Consider the following 12,641-nt stretch of genomic DNA (forward strand, 5'->3'; position numbering starts at 1 on the left):
AAAACAGGATAGGTACCTCTGGATAGCTGTGCACCCTACGCACACTTCAAATAACCACCAGAAGGTGCAAAATGCGAAAAAAAGTTCTCTGCTACTGTTTACCGATACTTGCATACGCCAGCACAACCCTGGCGCAAGACAATACAACACAGGACGACAAAGGGTTCTGGTATCTGCAAACCAGCGTGTATACCCGGCACTTTTCACCTGACTCCAAGCACAACAACAATCAGGACTTGATTGGCATTGAACGCAATGAAGATTCGGGGCTGGTCTATGGAGTGGCCACCTTTCGCAACTCATTCAGCCAGCGATCGTTTTACACCTACGCGGGCAAACGCTTTGATAGCGACACTTATCCTGTTTACTTGAAGTTGACGGGCGGCCTGCTGCAAGGTTACCGCGGCGAGTACAAGAACAAGATTCCCCTCAATCGCTTCGGCATTGCGCCGGTGATCATTCCCTCAGTCGGCGCCCACTACGGCCCGGTAGCCGCCGAGCTGGTGTTGCTCGGCTTCAATGCCGCCATGATTACCACTGGCGTGCGGTTTTAAGGTCGTGGGCAGTAGGCAAACACGTCGGCACGCATCTGGTGCGCGTCCATGCCGGCAGCTACCAACGCGTCGAGAGTACCGTAGATCATCGCCGGCGAACCGCTGGCATATACATGCACACTGGCCAGGTCACTGATGTCTTCGCACACAGCCTCATGCAACATCCCGCAGCGCCCTTCCCAGCCACAAAGGTCACTCACCACCTTGTGCAGAAAGAGGTTGGGCGTTTTCTCCCATTCGGCCCATTCATCCAGGGTGTAGAAGTCTTCAGGGCGACGCACGCCCCAATACAGATGCACCGGATGCTTGAAACCCTTGGCACGGCAATGTTCGATCAGGCTGTGCATTTGCGCCATGCCGGTGCCCGCCGCGATCAGCACCAACGGCCCGTCCGGCAATTCAGACAAGTGCGTGTCACCAAACGGCAGCTCCAGGCGAACCATCCTGTTGCGCTGCAACTGCTCGATCAGCTTGCGGGCGCTGTCTTCACGCACCAGTACATGCAACTCCAGGTCGCGCCCCGAGTGCGGTGCGCTGGCCAGCGAGAATGCCGACTTGTCACCGTTTTCACGCTCCAGCATCACGTATTGCCCGGCGTGATAACGCGGCGGCTTGCCCGCAGGTGCGCGCAAGCGCACCCGCCACACATCGCCACCCATATCGACACACTCGGTCAACTGACACGCCAGGCTACGCACCGGTAATTCTCCCAACGCAAGCACGCCATCCCACAACACCACACAGTCTTCAAGCGGGGCCGCCAGGCAGGTATAAAACTCGCCATGATCACGCACGTCTCCCGCCTGCTCGACCTGGCCTTCAACCAGCAAGGCCGCACACACGTGGCAATTACCATTGCGACAGCTCTGCGGGCATTCATAGCCCAGACGCTGCGCCGCATCCAGAATTCGCTCGCCAGGCAAGGTTTCCAGTACCGCACCTGAAGGCTGCAAGGTTACACGCATCAATCTATTCCTAATTGATTCCAGATGTCATCGATCCGGCGAGTGACCGCCTCATCCTTGACGATGACCCGACCCCATTCACGGGTGGTTTCACCCGGCCATTTGTTGGTTGCATCCAGGCCCATCTTCGAACCCAGGCCGGAAACCGGTGAGGCAAAGTCGAGATAGTCGATTGGCGTGTTGTCGATCATTACCGTGTCGCGCTTGGGGTCCATACGCGTGGTAATGGCCCAGATGACGTCGTTCCAGTCTCGGGCATTGATGTCGTCGTCAGTCACGATAACGAATTTGGTGTACATGAACTGGCGCAAAAACGACCACACACCCAGCATTACGCGCTTGGCGTGCCCCGGATACTGCTTTTTCATGGTCACGATGGCCATGCGGTACGAGCAGCCTTCGGGCGGCAAGTAGAAGTCGGTGATTTCAGGGAACTGCTTTTGCAGGATCGGTACAAACACTTCGTTTAGCGCCACGCCCAAAATCGCCGGCTCATCCGGTGGACGGCCAGTGTAGGTGCTGTGATAGATCGGCTTAACCCGATGGGTGATGCGCTCGACGGTAAACACCGGGAAGCTGTCCACTTCGTTGTAGTAACCGGTGTGGTCGCCGTACGGGCCTTCGGGGGCCATCTCGCCAGGGTGGATCACGCCTTCAAGGATGATTTCGGCAGTGGCCGGCACTTGCAGGTCGTTGCCGCGGCACTTCACCAGTTCGGTACGATTGCCCCGCAGCAAGCCGGCAAAAGCGTATTCCGACAGGCTGTCGGGCACCGGGGTCACGGCGCCGAGAATGGTCGCCGGGTCTGCGCCCAGGGCCACGGATACCGGGAATGGCTGGCCGGGGTGTTTTTCGCACCAGTCGCGGTAATCCAGCGCACCGCCACGGTGGCTCAACCAGCGCATGATGACCTTGTTGCGGCCAATCACCTGCTGACGATAGATACCGAGATTCTGCCGGTCCTTGTTAGGGCCTTTGGTCACGGTCAGGCCCCAGGTAATCAGGGGCGCCACGTCGCCCGGCCAGCAATGCTGCACCGGCAGCATGGCGAGGTCTACGTCATCCCCCTCAATGACCACTTCCTGGCACACCGCGTCCTTGACGACTTTCGGCGCCATGGCAATGATCTTGCGGAAGATCGGCAACTTGGACCACGCATCCTTCAGACCTTTAGGCGGCTCGGGCTCCTTGAGGAACGCCAGCAGCTTGCCGATTTCCCGCAACTCGCTGACAGACTCGGCGCCCATGCCCATTGCCACGCGCTCTGGCGTGCCGAACAAATTGCCGAGCACCGGAATCGTGTGGCCAGTCGGGTTTTCGAACAGCAAAGCCGGGCCTTTGGCACGCAGCGTGCGGTCGCAGATTTCAGTCATCTCCAGGACTGGAGAAACGGGAATCTGGATGCGTTTCAATTCTCCGCGCTGCTCTAGCTGCTGCACGAAATCCCGAAGATCCTTGAATTTCATTGACGGTGGCACCCCTAAAATAGGCGTACATCCTACCTGCTATGCCGGCCGCTGGCAGCTTATCGCTGCTCAGCGGGCGGTATTGGCCTGCTCCGGGGCACGCAACGCCAGATCATCGAACAGCGGGGCCAATGCCGGGAGAACCAGGCGAGCGCCGATTTCGGACAGATGATTGTCATCGGTATACAACGAATGACCGTCCTGTTCGGCCCGGCACAACCCCGAGGCATCACACAACTGCGGGGTCGGGTCCAGTACCTGCACATTGGAATCAGCAGCCGCGATATCGGCAAACAGCCGGTTGATAAACGCTTTTTGCCTGAGGTGGTCTTCAACCGGCATGCCGACTTCGGCGGTTGGCTGGTGCAGCATCGCCAGGCGGCTCAGGCGGTACGGCGGATTGAACGGTTGCAACGGCGCCTCCTTCATCAGCCATACGCGGTACCCGGCCTTGCGCAATTGCTCGACCCTCGCCCGCAAGCCATCGGCCAACCGTTGTTCGGCGACCGCGCGGTCATAGTGGCCATTGCCATCGCGCAACGCATGGCCGTGATCGCCCTTGGCATCGCCATACAAGTACAGGCTCCAGCGGGCTACCAACAGGATGTCGCGCACTGGCTCGGTCGCCAGGGTGCGCTCGACACGACGGTTGTAATCGGCGCACCGCGTACCGTGCTCCAGCCCCTCAAGCGGCAGGCAACCGGCCGAACTGGCCAGCATCACATTGACGCCATGCTGGCGGGCGCTTTCTTCCAGTGCCGGGATCAGGGCCGTGGCGTGGCTGTCGCCCCACACCAGCAACTGAGCCGGCGCGGCGGGCGATAGTCCGTAACGGCAGAACGGCGTGTCGGCCGGGCTCTTGTCATCGGTGATGCAGGCCATCAGCTCAGGTCGCCATTCGCTGGCCCGCGCATATTGCAACGCCTGCTCGGACAAACGCGACGGCAGGCCATCGGTCCAGCGCAGCGCCTGGCCGGCGATACCCAACACCAGAATGCCCAAGCCCGCCGCGATGAGAATCTGACGACGGCCAGCCAATATTCGACGCTCACGAAACGGCGTTTCGACAAAACGCCAGGACAGATAGCCGAGGATCAACGTCAGCGAAATCAACCCGCCCGTCAGCACGGGACCAAACTCCTCCGCGCCGGCATAACTGCCAAACACGAAAACCGGCCAGTGCCACAAATACCAGGAATAGGAAATCAGCCCGAGCCCGACCATTAGCCGCGTGCTCAACACACGCCCGACCCAGGTGCTCTGATGCTCATTGGCCCAGATCAGGGCCACCACGCCCAGCACGGGCAGCAACGCTGCGGCACCCGGGAACGGTGTGCTGTTGTCATAGCCGAACACGGCAACAAGAATCAGCCCCATGCCCAACAGGCTGATAGCTTGCGCTGCCGCCGGGGTCAGGCGCTTCTGGCTGGCAGGCGCAATCGCCAGCATGGCACCGGCCAGCAGTTCCCATGCCCGCATCGGCAACAGGAAAAACGCTTTCTCGGGATGCTGGGCCACGGCCCAGACGCTGAGCCCGAACGACACCAGCAACAGGCTGAACAAAGCCAGCCGCCAGTGCTTGAATCGGCTGGACAGCAGGGTCAGCAGCAAGGGAAAGACAATATAGAACTGTTCCTCAACCGCCAGCGACCAGGTATGCAGCAGCGGTTTTAGATCGCTGGCCGCATCGAAATAGCCCTCCTGGCGCATAAACAGCAGGTTGGAAACGAACATCACCTGGTAGCGCACCGAACGCCCCAGCTCTTCGTAGTCCTTGGGTGCCATCAGGAACCAGCCCACAGCCAGCACGGCGGCCATCATCACGAACAAGGCCGGCAGGATTCGCCGCGCGCGACGGGCCCAAAACTCGACAAAACTGAAGCGTGCCGCCTCACGCTGGCGCCAGATGATCGAGGTAATCAAATAACCGGAAATGACGAAGAACACATCGACGCCAACGAATCCGCCTGAAAAACCCGGCACACCAAAGTGGAACAGTACTACGGCAATCACGGCAACAGCTCGCAGGCCATCAATGTCCCTGCGATAAACAAGAGAAGTCATATACGCTCAATTTCGCTAATACATTGTTTTTATTGACCGAAGTTAAGCACAAACCTTCCTTTTTTTTGGCATAAAAAAAGGCGCCCTCGCGGGGCGCCTGATTTTTGTGCGAGAAACCGTGTTACTTGCGTTTCATCGACAAGAAGAACTCATCGTTGGTCTTGGTCTGCTTAAGCTTGTCGACCAGGAACTCGATGGCTGCAACTTCGTCCATCGGGTGCAACAGCTTGCGCAGGATCCACATGCGTTGCAACTCGTCGTCTGCAGTCAGCAACTCTTCACGGCGGGTACCGGAGCGGTTGATGTTGATCGCAGGGAAGACGCGTTTTTCAGCGATCTTGCGGTCCAGAGGCAGTTCCATGTTGCCAGTGCCTTTGAACTCTTCGTAGATCACTTCATCCATCTTCGAGCCGGTTTCAACCAGCGCGGTAGCGATGATGGTCAGCGAGCCGCCTTCTTCGATGTTACGCGCAGCACCGAAGAAACGCTTTGGCTTCTCAAGGGCGTGAGCATCGACACCACCGGTCAGTACCTTGCCGGAGCTCGGGATAACGGTGTTGTAGGCACGGGCCAGACGGGTGATGGAGTCGAGCAGGATAACCACGTCCTTTTTGTGTTCGACCAGGCGCTTGGCCTTCTCGATCACCATTTCGGCAACCTGCACGTGGCGGGTTGGTGGCTCGTCGAAGGTGGAAGCAACCACTTCGCCGCGAACGGTACGCTGCATTTCGGTTACTTCTTCAGGGCGCTCGTCGATCAACAGAACGATCAAGTGCACTTCAGGATTGTTACGCGAAATGTTCGACGCGATGTTCTGCAGCATGATGGTCTTGCCCGCTTTTGGCGGAGCAACGATCAGACCACGCTGACCTTTACCGATCGGAGCACAGAGGTCGATCACGCGACCGGTCAGATCTTCGGTGGAACCGTTACCGATTTCCATCTTCATGCGTACGGTCGGGAACAACGGGGTCAAGTTCTCGAAGAGAATCTTGTTTTTCGCGTTCTCGGGACGATCGTAGTTGATCGTGTCGACTTTCAGCAGTGCGAAGTAACGCTCGCCTTCTTTTGGCGGGCGGATTTTACCGACAATGGTGTCGCCGGTGCGCAAGTTGAAGCGTCGAATCTGGCTAGGCGAGACGTAGATATCGTCAGGGCCTGCCAGGTACGAGGCGTCAGCGGAGCGAAGGAAGCCGAAGCCGTCCTGGAGAATCTCCAGCACGCCATCACCGGAGATTTCCTCGCCGCTTTTCGCGTGCTTTTTGAGCAGGGAGAAAATCACGTCCTGCTTGCGCGAACGGGCCATATTTTCTATGCCCATCTGTTCGGCCAATTCGAGCAGTTCGGTAATCGGCTTTTGCTTGAGTTCAGTCAGGTTCATATAGGAATGACGTAATCATTTATGGGGAGGGAAATTAAGCTTTGGGCTTAATGAGGCCGCGCCGCAGAGAAGGCGACAGGATCGCGTACTAATTCGATAAGGAGTGCGTCGGCGACGGCTTGCAGGGGGCAATGGAGAAACCAGTGCGGGGCCGAATGTACCACTTGAGTTTCATAGCGTCTAGTCCTTGAGCCATGAAAAAGCCCCGCATTTAGCGGGGCTTTTATCGACGCTTAGATATTGGCGTCGAGGAATGCAGCCAACTGCGACTTCGACAGCGCACCGACCTTGGTGGCTTCAACGTTGCCGTTCTTGAACAGCATCAGCGTAGGAATACCGCGTACGCCGTGCTTGGCCGGGGTTTCCTGGTTTTCATCAATGTTCAGCTTGGCAACAGTCAGCTTGCCTTTGTAAGTCTCTGCGATCTCGTCCAGAACCGGCGCGATCATTTTGCAAGGGCCACACCATTCAGCCCAGTAGTCGACCAGTACAGCGCCTTCAGCCTTGAGAACATCGGCCTCAAAGCTAGCGTCGGTGACGTGTTTAATAAGATCGCTGCTCATGGAAGTCTCCGTGGTTGTAAGCAAAAACGTAGCACATCATAGCTGTCATCACCGCGTTCAGGAAGGTGAGGGACGATTGACTCTCACTATAGTGGTGCATGAGTGCAGATATCGCCCGTTTCAGGAGCCGTCGGGGGTGACGAAGGCAATCCCGGTTCGCGAGGCAGCCTGGCGAATGTGCTCGCTCATGGCCTTTTGCGCAGGGCCGCTGGCATGACGGGCCAGGGCCCGGAGGATTTTGCGGTGCTCCTGCCAGGTTTCCATGGCCCGCTCCGGGCGGATAAACGGCAGCTTCTGGCTTTCCAGAAAAATATCGCCACGGGTGATCAGCATAGTGGCCATTGCCTGATTGCCACTGGCACGCAGGATCAGTTGATGGAACTCGAAGTCCAGCTGCGCGGCACGCTCAAAATCCCCGGCGCGTAACTCATGGCGCATTGCCTCGACATTGTCCTGCAACACATCCAGTTGGTCGCGGGTCAAGCGCACCGCCGCCAGCCCCGCAGCGAAACCTTCCAGTGCGTATCGCAGCTGGAAAATATCCTGCGGGCAAGCCTGGGCTGCATAGGGCCAGTCCGTAACCGGAACAACCGGGACATCTGCTTGCGCGGCCTGCACATACACGCCTTTACCCGGCTGCACACTGATCACGCCCAGGGCACTGAGCGAAGATAGCGCCTCGCGCAGCGATGCCCGGCTGACCCCCAACTGCACCGCCAGCTCGCGCTGCGACGGCAAGGCATCTCCCGGCGCAAAAGCGTTTTCGGCGATCAATTTACGAATGGCCAGCAATGCCACTTCGGGTACGGCCCGTGCGCTTGAATTCATCACAACTCGGCTTGATCGGCTCAGGAAAGGCGTAGTTGTAAAGCTATTGCCAACGCTCGGCAAGTCACGCCCCAAGCCGGTTCAAGCCCTGTGAGAAACGCCCGATAGAGGTGCAAAAAACGTCATCACTGTTCAGACCAGTCAGACCGCCGCATGCCTTTTGAAATCAGCCCTGGCGGTCATAAAAGCCCTGTTGGCATGGCCTGTGCTCTGGCTCAACGGCGCACACCACCGCGCGCCCTTTCCGGAGAATTGCCATGACCCAGCGTTACAGCGCCTTGATTTGCGCCTTGTTCGCCAGCCTGATGCTGAGCCAGGCCCCGGCCCACGCCAGTGACCTCGATGAGGTGATGGCACGCGGCACCCTCAAGGTCGCAGTCCCCCAGGATTTTCCGCCCTTCGGCTCGGTCGGCCCGGACATGCAGCCTCGCGGGCTGGATATCGACACCGCCAAATTGCTGGCCGATCAGCTCAAGGTCAAACTTGAACTGACGCCCGTAAACAGCACCAACCGTGTGCCCTATCTGACCACCGGCAAAGTCGATGTAGTGATTTCCAGCTTGGGCAAAAACCCGGATCGTGAAAAAGTCATCGATTTTTCCCACGCTTATGCGCCGTTCTACCTTGGCGTATTTGGCCCGCCAGACGCGCAGATCAAGACCCTGGATGACCTCAAGGGTAAAACCATCAGCGTGACCCGTGGCGCCATCGAAGACATCGAACTGACCAACGTGGCGCCAGCCGGCGTGACCATCAAACGCTTCGAAGACAACAACTCGACCATCGCCGCGTATCTGGCAGGCCAGGTGGACCTGATCGCCAGCGGCAACGTGGTGATGGTCGCCATCAGCGAACGCAACCCCAAGCGCATCCCGGCCATGAAACTCAAGCTCAAGGATTCACCGGTCTACGTCGGCGTGAACAAGGGCCAGCCCGAGTTGCTGGACAAGGTGAACCAGATTCTGGCCACGGCCAAGGCTGACGGCAGCCTGGAAAAAAACGCGCTGCAATGGCTTAAAGAGCCGCTGCCAGCTGACCTCTGACACTTTGCGACGGGGTCAATCATGGCTTATCAGTTCGACTTTTTACCGGTGCTGCAAAACAGCGACCTGTTATTACGCGGCGCCCTGTTTACCCTTGAACTGACAGCGATCGGCACAGTATTCGGCGTCAGCCTGGGGATTGTCGGCGCCGTGGTCCGGGCGTGGAATATTCGACCTTTCGCTGCGTTGTTCGGGTTGTATGTCGAGTTGATCCGCAACACGCCGTTTCTGGTGCAGCTATTTTTTATCTTTTTCGGCTTGCCGGGCCTGGGTGTGCATATCAGCGAGTGGCAGGCCGCGGTGCTGGCGATGGTGATCAACCTGGGTGCCTATTCCACGGAAATTATCCGCGCAAGTATTCAGGCGATCCCCAAAGGCCAGCTGGAAGCAGCATCTGCACTGGCCATGAGCCGATTCGAGGCGTTCCGCCATGTGGTCCTGCAACCGGCGCTGGCCAAGGTTTGGCCAGCTCTGAGCAGCCAGATCATCATCGTGATGCTCGGCTCGGCGGTCTGCTCGCAAATTGCCACTGAAGAGCTGAGCTTTTTTGCCAATTTCATTCAGTCACGCAATTTTCGCAGCTTCGAAACCTACGTCCTGACCACCCTGATTTACCTGTGCATGGCCTTGTTGATCCGCCAGTTACTGAACTGGTTCGGCCGCCGCTACCTGAGCAGGAGTCGCTGATGGATTTCACGTTCTGGGACATCGTGCGTAACTTGCTGACGGGTTTGCAGTGGACAGTCGCCCTGTCTCTTGTTGCGTTTATCGGCGGCGGCTTTATCGGCTTGCTGGTGTTGCTGATGCGCATTTCCAAAAGCCGCTTCGCCCGCACTCTGGCGCGCGGTTATATAGAGCTGTTCCAGGGTACGCCCCTGCTGATGCAGCTGTTTTTGATCTTCTTTGGCATTGCCCTGCTGGGCATCGATATTTCGCCGTGGATGGCCGCGGCCCTGGCGCTGACATTGTTCACCAGTGCCTACCTGGCCGAGATCTGGCGCGGCTGCGTCGAGTCGATTGCCCACGGCCAGTGGGAGGCCTCGGCCAGCCTGGCACTCAGCCCGCTGGAGCAATTGCGCTACGTGATCCTGCCGCAAGCCTTGCGGGTCGCCATCGCGCCGACCGTAGGCTTTTCGGTGCAGGTCATCAAAGGCACTGCCGTGACCTCGATTATTGGATTCACCGAATTGACCAAGACCGGCAGCATGCTGGCCAATGCCACCTTCGAGCCTTTCATGGTCTATGGCCTGGTGGCTCTGGGTTACTTCCTCTTGTGCTACCCCCTGTCGCTCAGTGCGCGCTATCTGGAAAGGAGACTGCATGCCTCTGCTTAGAGTTACCGCCCTGCATAAATACTACGGCGACCACCACGTGCTCAAAGGCATCGACCTGACGGTCGAACAGGGCCAGGTGGTCGCTATCATTGGCCGCAGCGGCTCGGGCAAGAGTACCTTGCTCAGAACCCTGAACGGGCTGGAGTCCATTAACGACGGGGTGATTGAGGTCGATGACGAATACCTGGATGCCGCCCGCGCAGACTTGCGAAGCCTGCGCCAGAAGGTCGGCATGGTGTTTCAGCAGTTCAATCTGTTCCCGCACCTGAGCGTGGGCGAAAACGTCATGCTGGCCCCGCAAGTGGTGCAAAAGGTGCCCAAAGCCAAGGCCGCCGAACTGGCGCGCCAGATGCTGGAACGGGTGGGGCTGGGCGACAAGTTCGACGCCTTCCCGGAGCGCCTGTCGGGCGGTCAACAGCAGCGGGTGGCGATTGCCCGGGCTTTGGCCATGTCACCCAAGGTGCTGTTGTGTGATGAGATCACCTCGGCCCTCGACCCGGAGCTGGTCAATGAAGTGCTCAGCGTGGTGCGTCAGCTGGCCCGTGAAGGCATGACGCTGATCATGGTCACCCACGAGATGCGTTTTGCCCGTGAAGTTGGCGACAAACTGGTGTTTATGCACCAGGGCAAGGTGCATGAAGTGGGTGACCCCAAAGTGCTGTTCGCCAACCCGCAAACCCCGGAACTGGCGAATTTCATCGGAACGTTGTAGTCACTGACGAGGTACGAGGCTACGGGAATCGCAGAGCCTGAAAACACGAGGCCTCGGATAACAGCTAACCTCATTGCTTTCGTGCTCCACATCAAGGCAGGTGATATCACGCGTTGGCGCGAGCCTTTGATCGTGGCACGATGGCCGGGTTATCGACCGAGACCCCTCAACCATGCCCCAATCCCAAGCAAGGAATCCGTCCCTGATCGCCGCCATTGATCTGGGTTCTAACAGCTTTCACATGGTGGTGGCCAAGGCCCAGAACGGCGAAATCCGCATACTTGAGCGTCTTGGTGACAAGGTGCAGTTAGCTGCCGGCATCGACGAAGAACGCAAGCTCAGCGAAGAATCCATGCAGCGCGGGCTCGATTGCCTCAAGCGTTTCGCCCAACTGATCAACGGTATGCCGTTGGGTGCCGTGCGTATTGTGGGAACCAACGCATTGCGCGAGGCGCGCAACCGCAACGAGTTTATCGTGCGTGCCGAAGAGATCCTGGGTCACACCGTTGAAGTGATTTCCGGTCGTGAAGAAGCGCGCCTGATCTACCTGGGTGTGTCCCACACCCTCGCCGACACGCCAGGCAAACGCCTGGTGGCCGACATCGGCGGCGGCAGTACCGAGTTCATCATTGGCCAGCGTTTTGAGCCCCTGCTACGCGAAAGCCTGCAAATGGGCTGCGTCAGCTTTACCCAGCGCTATTTCCGCGACGGCAAGATCACCCCGGCACGCTACGCCCAGGCCTACACGGCTGCGCGCCTGGAAATCATGAGCATCGAGCACGCCCTGCACCGCCTGACCTGGGATGAGGCCATCGGCTCTTCGGGTACCATTCGGGCCATTGGCCTGGCGCTCAAGGCGGGCGGTCATGGTAACGGCGAAGTAAACGCCGAAGGCCTGTCCTGGCTCAAGCGCAAGCTGTTCAAGCTGGGCGACGCGGACAAGATCGACTTCGAAGGCATCAAGCCCGACCGTCGCGCCATCTTCCCGGCCGGGCTGGCGATTCTTGAAGCAATCTTCGACGCCCTTGAACTGCAACGTATGGATCACTGTGACGGCGCCCTGCGCGAAGGCGTGCTGTACGACCTTCTGGGCCGCCATCACCACGAAGACGTGCGTGAGCGCACCCTCAGCTCGCTGATGGACCGTTACCATGTCGATCGCGAGCAAGCGGCACGGGTTGAACGCAAGGCGCTGCGCGCCTTCGATCAAGTGGCCAAGTCGTGGGGCCTCAAGGACGGTGTATGGCGTGAACTGCTGAGCTGGGCGGCCAAGGTGCATGAAGTCGGGCTGGACATTGCCCACTATCATTACCACAAGCACGGCGCCTACTTGATAGAGCACTCCGACCTGGCTGGTTTCTCACGCGAAGACCAGCAAATGCTCGCGCTGCTGGTGCGCGGCCATCGTCGCAACATTCCTAAAGACAAGTTCGCCGAATTTGGCGAAGACGGCATCAAGCTGATTCGCCTGTGCGTGCTGTTGCGCTTTGCGATCCTGTTCTACCACATCCGTGGCAACCAGGAAGCCTCGCAGGTGAAGCTGCGCGCCGAGGGCGATCACCTGGACGTCATCTTCCCCGACGGCTGGCTGGAACAGAACCCGCTGACCCAGGCTGACTTCGAACAAGAAGCGCAATGGCTGACCCGGGTCGGAATTGTGCTGACGGTTTCCTGACCGGGCACAACTCAAACCAACTGTGGGAGCGAGCAGGCTCGCTCCCACAGTCGTTA

At 58.6% G+C, this 12,641-nt stretch carries 12 protein-coding genes; 6 read left to right on the forward strand and 6 right to left on the reverse strand.

Going from position 1 to position 12,641, the window contains the following annotated elements:
* The first annotated feature begins 71 nt into the window (after nt 1-71).
* A complete protein-coding gene (locus FHL07_RS17700) occupies nt 72-554 on the forward strand; it encodes a sn-glycerol-3-phosphate transporter (RefSeq protein WP_095025175.1) in 483 nt (160 codons plus the stop codon).
* On the opposite strand, the gene FHL07_RS17705 is transcribed toward FHL07_RS17700, so the two are convergent.
* The 6 genes from FHL07_RS17705 to FHL07_RS17730 form a co-directional block, all read right to left on the reverse strand.
* A complete protein-coding gene (locus FHL07_RS17705; protein ID WP_095000702.1) occupies nt 551-1,519 on the reverse strand; it encodes a CDP-6-deoxy-delta-3,4-glucoseen reductase in 969 nt (322 codons plus the stop codon). The two genes, FHL07_RS17700 and FHL07_RS17705, sit on opposite strands and share 4 nt — an antisense overlap.
* Nucleotides 1,519-2,985: a 4-hydroxy-3-polyprenylbenzoate decarboxylase gene (ubiD, locus tag FHL07_RS17710; protein ID WP_095000701.1), complete on the reverse strand. Its 1,467-nt coding sequence runs from the start codon at nt 2,983-2,985 to the stop codon at nt 1,519-1,521. The genes FHL07_RS17705 and ubiD overlap by 1 nt, the downstream gene beginning before the upstream one ends.
* Nucleotides 2,986-3,054: 69 nt before the next feature.
* Nucleotides 3,055-5,049: an acyltransferase family protein gene (locus FHL07_RS17715; protein ID WP_138738746.1), complete on the reverse strand. Its 1,995-nt coding sequence runs from the start codon at nt 5,047-5,049 to the stop codon at nt 3,055-3,057.
* Nucleotides 5,050-5,170: 121 nt separating this feature from the next.
* A complete protein-coding gene (gene rho, locus FHL07_RS17720) occupies nt 5,171-6,430 on the reverse strand; it encodes a transcription termination factor Rho (protein ID WP_016783019.1) in 1,260 nt (419 codons plus the stop codon).
* A gap of 233 nt (nt 6,431-6,663) precedes the next feature.
* Nucleotides 6,664-6,993, reverse strand: coding sequence for a thioredoxin TrxA (trxA, locus tag FHL07_RS17725; protein ID WP_016783018.1), 330 nt, complete (start codon nt 6,991-6,993; stop codon nt 6,664-6,666).
* A gap of 120 nt (nt 6,994-7,113) precedes the next feature.
* The gene (locus FHL07_RS17730; RefSeq protein ID WP_095031426.1) at nt 7,114-7,821 is read right to left on the reverse strand and encodes a FadR/GntR family transcriptional regulator; all 708 of its coding nucleotides are present in this window, start codon (nt 7,819-7,821) and stop codon (nt 7,114-7,116) included.
* A gap of 257 nt (nt 7,822-8,078) precedes the next feature.
* On the opposite strand from FHL07_RS17730, the gene FHL07_RS17735 reads away from it, so the two are divergent.
* The 5 genes from FHL07_RS17735 (at nt 8,079) to ppx (ending at nt 12,585) form a co-directional block, all read left to right on the forward strand.
* Nucleotides 8,079-8,864, forward strand: a complete 786-nt coding sequence (locus tag FHL07_RS17735) for a transporter substrate-binding domain-containing protein (RefSeq protein WP_095000698.1) — start codon at nt 8,079-8,081, stop codon at nt 8,862-8,864.
* Between the two features lie 21 nt (nt 8,865-8,885).
* A complete protein-coding gene (locus tag FHL07_RS17740) occupies nt 8,886-9,551 on the forward strand; it encodes an amino acid ABC transporter permease (RefSeq protein WP_138738747.1) in 666 nt (221 codons plus the stop codon).
* Nucleotides 9,548-10,198, forward strand: coding sequence for an amino acid ABC transporter permease (locus FHL07_RS17745; protein WP_169916205.1), 651 nt, complete (start codon nt 9,548-9,550; stop codon nt 10,196-10,198). The genes FHL07_RS17740 and FHL07_RS17745 overlap by 4 nt, the downstream gene beginning before the upstream one ends.
* A complete protein-coding gene (locus FHL07_RS17750) occupies nt 10,185-10,910 on the forward strand; it encodes an amino acid ABC transporter ATP-binding protein (protein ID WP_095000695.1) in 726 nt (241 codons plus the stop codon). The genes FHL07_RS17745 and FHL07_RS17750 overlap by 14 nt, the downstream gene beginning before the upstream one ends.
* Before the next feature lie 172 nt (nt 10,911-11,082).
* Nucleotides 11,083-12,585, forward strand: a complete 1,503-nt coding sequence (ppx, locus tag FHL07_RS17755; RefSeq protein ID WP_095000694.1) for an exopolyphosphatase — start codon at nt 11,083-11,085, stop codon at nt 12,583-12,585.
* Nucleotides 12,586-12,641: the final 56 nt, after the last annotated feature.

It is taken from the genome of Pseudomonas sp. FSL W7-0098, assembly GCF_005930585.1.
Lineage (GTDB): Bacteria > Pseudomonadota > Gammaproteobacteria > Pseudomonadales > Pseudomonadaceae > Aquipseudomonas > Aquipseudomonas bubulae.